The organism is Plantactinospora endophytica (genome assembly GCF_016862915.1).
In the GTDB taxonomy this organism is placed as follows: domain Bacteria; phylum Actinomycetota; class Actinomycetes; order Mycobacteriales; family Micromonosporaceae; genus Plantactinospora; species Plantactinospora endophytica.
The window spans coordinates 1-3,750 of record NZ_BONW01000070.1; the positions used below are offsets into that span (position 1 = coordinate 1).

Annotated in this window: 5 protein-coding genes; 1 reads left to right on the forward strand and 4 read right to left on the reverse strand. The window is 67.2% G+C overall.

Annotated elements, in window-relative coordinates:
• From Pen02_RS41305 to Pen02_RS41315, 3 genes are all read right to left on the reverse strand, one after another.
• The coding region (locus Pen02_RS41305) for an RNA polymerase sigma factor (RefSeq protein ID WP_275413683.1) at positions 1-341 on the reverse strand (341 nt) is incomplete at its 3' end.
• A gap of 452 nt (positions 342-793) precedes the next feature.
• A complete protein-coding gene (locus Pen02_RS41310) occupies positions 794-1,291 on the reverse strand; it encodes a YfbM family protein (RefSeq protein WP_203871669.1) in 498 nt (165 codons plus the stop codon).
• A gap of 331 nt (positions 1,292-1,622) precedes the next feature.
• Positions 1,623-1,820, reverse strand: a complete 198-nt coding sequence (locus Pen02_RS41315) for a hypothetical protein (RefSeq protein WP_203871670.1) — start codon at positions 1,818-1,820, stop codon at positions 1,623-1,625.
• A gap of 367 nt (positions 1,821-2,187) precedes the next feature.
• On the opposite strand from Pen02_RS41315, the gene Pen02_RS41320 reads away from it, so the two are divergent.
• A complete protein-coding gene (locus Pen02_RS41320; RefSeq protein ID WP_203871671.1) occupies positions 2,188-2,652 on the forward strand; it encodes a DIP1984 family protein in 465 nt (154 codons plus the stop codon).
• Positions 2,653-3,041: 389 nt separating this feature from the next.
• Here the strand turns inward: Pen02_RS41320 and Pen02_RS41325 are convergent, their stop codons facing one another.
• Positions 3,042-3,509, reverse strand: a complete 468-nt coding sequence (locus Pen02_RS41325; RefSeq protein ID WP_203871672.1) for a hypothetical protein — start codon at positions 3,507-3,509, stop codon at positions 3,042-3,044.
• Between the last annotated feature and the right edge of the window lie 241 nt (positions 3,510-3,750).

The window sequence follows — 3,750 nt, forward strand, 5'->3', positions numbered from 1 at the left end:
ACCGGATCGACTCCGGTGCGGGCGAGAGCCCGGTACTGGCGCACCTCCGTACGCTGTTCCCGGCGCAGGAGGTTGGCGGCGATCCCGTACAGCCAAGGGCGGGCATCGGTCTGCGAGACGTCGTAGCCCTCCCGACCGCGGAACGCCACCAGGAACGTCTCGGCGGCGAGGTCGTCGGCGACCGAACGACCGATCCGACGGGCCAGATACCGGTGGATCGCCTCGGCGTGTCGGTCGAAGATCTCAGCGAACCGCTCCGGATCGGTCCAGGAGAATCGGATCAGTTCGTGATCGTCGGCCACGCCCGTCGCCTCGTTGATGTCGACCGCGTCCGCAGGCATCGTCACCCCGGCGGACACGGTGCGGCCCGCTCGCCGGCCACAGCACCTGACGGATGGGTCATCGGCTCTCCCCTGAGGTGTCGGAGTCTGTCACCCGTCATTGCCCGATGGAACCCAACCAGTGCGGAACTGCTGCGAGAGCAGAGCAGCTAAAGGTCCGACGCCCAGAGACATCGGAAAATCAGGCATCCGGATCTGCCGCCGACCGCGCACACCGGCCCGGAGGCAGCCGTCACGTCCCGTGGCCGGCCTTCGGCGTCGGCCGACGTCCGGAAACACCGCCGACTGTGCACACCGCCCCACCCAGAGCGGTCCCGCGTCGCGGCCGGACTACCGTCGTCGGTCGGAGCCGGGTTGAGGGCGTTCGAGCTTCGGGGTGGGCAACGTGGCTTGGGATGCCGTGGCCGATGGATGCTGGCCCCGGAAGCTTCGCCGAACCCGTTCGAGGTGCGTCAGGTGACGGCGAGGAGCACAGCCTGGTCGTTGTCGGCTGCGGTCCGATAGAACTGGCGCAGCTCAACGAGATGAACGACGAGATCGTCGAACTCGGCGCCGTCATTGGTGCAGCCACCCGGATAGATCTCGGCGTTCGCCATCGCATCCGCGTCGTACCGGGTGCGAAGTGACTCGACATCCAGCGCGTCCAGTTCGGTGGCGACGGCGCGGACGGCCTCCGGGCCGAACAGCCGGGCCGGACCATAGCCACCGTCCTCACCGATCTCGACACCACCGAGGATCACCGCGCCGACCACACCGTCGCCGAAGCCCCAAGCGGAACCAGTGAGCAGGTAGTGGAGGGCGTGCCAGGATTTACCCAGATCCAGCTCGGGATCCGGCATCTCCGCATCGTCATCGTCCAGGTCGCCGTAAAGCAACGCGCCGACAGCCTCCGGATCATTCAACACCGCTCGCCACTCGTCGCTCGACAGCCGGCGACCGATCAACTCCATACCCACATGTAAGTCCTTCCGCTGAAGCACTCGGGGTGCTGGCGGGGTGATCAGCAGCTGACACGGTAGCCCCTCCGTCCGCCAGGGCATCCGGATCTGCCGCAGACCGGGCGCGACGCGCCGACGGTCCGTCAATCGCCCTACGTTGAACCTTTTTCAACCTGAACCGCGCGGCGCTCACGCACCGCGTCCGACCCTGCTGTCCGGCGGACCGCAAGGGGAGGTTGAAAAAGGTTCGTTGTTGTGTGCCATGTCGGAGAACGCCCGTATCGATGGGACTGCGTCAGCCTCCACCCCTGCCGCGCTGACAGTTGGGCTGCTGTCACGGGAGTCAGCAACCGGGGCTATTGCGCTGTGCGTTTCGGGCGCGGATGGCGGCTTCCAACCGTAGGCCGGTCCCGACGAGGACGAGCAGCCAGGCCAGCGTGAATGGACGGTCGGTGGTCGTGCCGAGGGTGAGTAGGGCGATGAGCAGTCCGACCACGATTGCGGCGGTGCCGACGTTCCGGAGGGTGATGGTGGTCAACACGCGGCTGAGTGTGCCAGGGCACCTGGCCATGCGTCATCCTGACCTACGGATTTGCCGCGATCCGCGCGTCCGAGCGGTTGCAGTTGAGCGGTTGGTGCCCGCCGGGCCGTTTTGGGAGCCCGCCCATTGTGAACGGGCTCCCCGGAGCCTGGCCCGGCTCGAACGGTGCTGCCACCCCTGGGTTCAGTGACGCGCGGTACCGGCGCCGCGCGTTGGGCAGGCCGTTCTCCAAGCGTAGTACGCCCTCAGGCAAGGGAGCGTGTCCGCACATGCCGCAACCCGCGTACCGTCCTTCCTGTTCCTTCTTCTCCTGCTGGTCGACGTAATTGGGAGGCGGCGGTGATCTTCGCTGGTCATACTGGTGCCTATGAAGCTTGCTGAGGCTCTTGCGTTGCGCGCGGATGCGGCGCGCCGCGCCGAACAGCTGCGTGCCCGCATCGTCGCCAGCGCGCGGTTTCAGGAGGGTGAGACGCCCGCAGAGGACGCTGCGGCTCTCCTGGGGGAGTTCGGCGAGGTGCTCGGTGAACTGGAGGCGCTGATCCGACGGATTAACCGCACCAACGCCGCCACCGGGGTTGACGGTGGCACACTCACCGACGCTCTGGCACGTCGCGACGTGCTTCGCTTGCGGCACAGCGTGGTCACCTCTGCCGCCGATGCTGCTGTCGGGGAGGGCCAGCGAGGGTTTCGGCAGTTGCGGTCGGAGCTGAAAATGGTCCCGGCCCTGCCGGTGGCGCAACTGCGCAGCCAGGCCGACGACCTCGCACGGCAACTTCGTGAGGTCGACACCCTGATCCAGCGGACGAACTGGGAGGTCGACCTGCTGGACTGACGACAGGTTGCGGAGCAGGTAGCCGACGTGAAGGCGTGCACGAACCCGAGAGCCGGCGGGTATTCCGGCTCACTCCTGGCGCGCCGAGGGCAGGCGTAGGGGTTCGACTCCCTGGCATACATCGCATGCCCAGCACAGGACACAGGTGACGGCGCACAGGGCACGGCACACTACCGGGTGCAGATCCACGACGGTGAGGGTGGGACAGGGGACTTCCGCAACCCGTACTGGTACGGCTCTCGCTACAACGCTCGATGCCCGCACTGATCTGCCGCGAAGCGTTCGCTACCGAGGGTGATACTGGAGCCGGCCGGCACTCGTGCGCGGTCGGATCCGAAGAGCGCGCGGCTGTCGTCCGGGTACGGGGTGCTCACCTTCCGCGATGGGTGTCATTCCAGAGCCGCGCGAGCCGCATCGAGGAAGTTCAGACGAGGTTCTTCGAGTAGATCCCGGACGCTCTGACCTTCAGGCGCTCCCTGCCACACCGCGCCGTTGAGCAACAGGAAGTAGACGCGGGCTGCGTCGTGCACCGGTATGGGGAACAGCAGCCGGATCATCCGCTCCGCGACCCAGAAGCGGTTCATCACGTCCTGGGCCCGCGTCGGCCATGCATCGCCATCCTGCCACTGCGTTGGCCGGGAAAACGCGCAGCGCTCGGCCTCGGCCCCGACGTCGACAAACCGCTCCAACATCGCCAGTCGCTCAGCTCGCCTACTCTCCGCCAGCGCAAGATCCTGCTTGCGTTGCTCGATTTGCGCGGCCATCCGTTGCGTCGTCCGCTGCACCACATAGGACAGACCGCCCCCGATCGCGACTCCACCCAAGGACATCGCCGCCGCCCATATCTCGACTGCCATGGGACGCATCATGGCCGGGACGCAGAGCAGCGTCGACCCCGTACGCGGCGGGCAAGGACCCCGGCAATCTGCAGAAAGCCGGCTGTAAGGCCCAGCTGGGCGGACAGGCCAGCGTGTCGCCCACCGCAGGGCGATACACCAGCCTGGGGCCATCCGAGGATCCGTATCCGCTCATGCCGCAGAGCACGAGTGGCGGCCGGGCGCGCACGGTCACAGAGCGTGGCGGCGTATGGCTGGCACA

What these genes read in the sequence shown, in the direction of transcription:
- Pen02_RS41310 (WP_203871669.1), bottom strand. Translation starts at nt 1,291, where the DNA reads ATGGAGTTGATCGGTCGCCGGCTGTCGAGCGACGAGTGGCGAGCGGTG.
- Pen02_RS41325 (WP_203871672.1), bottom strand. Translation starts at nt 3,509, where the DNA reads ATGGCAGTCGAGATATGGGCGGCGGCGATGTCCTTGGGTGGAGTCGCG.
- Pen02_RS41320 (WP_203871671.1), top strand. Translation starts at nt 2,188, where the DNA reads ATGAAGCTTGCTGAGGCTCTTGCGTTGCGCGCGGATGCGGCGCGCCGC.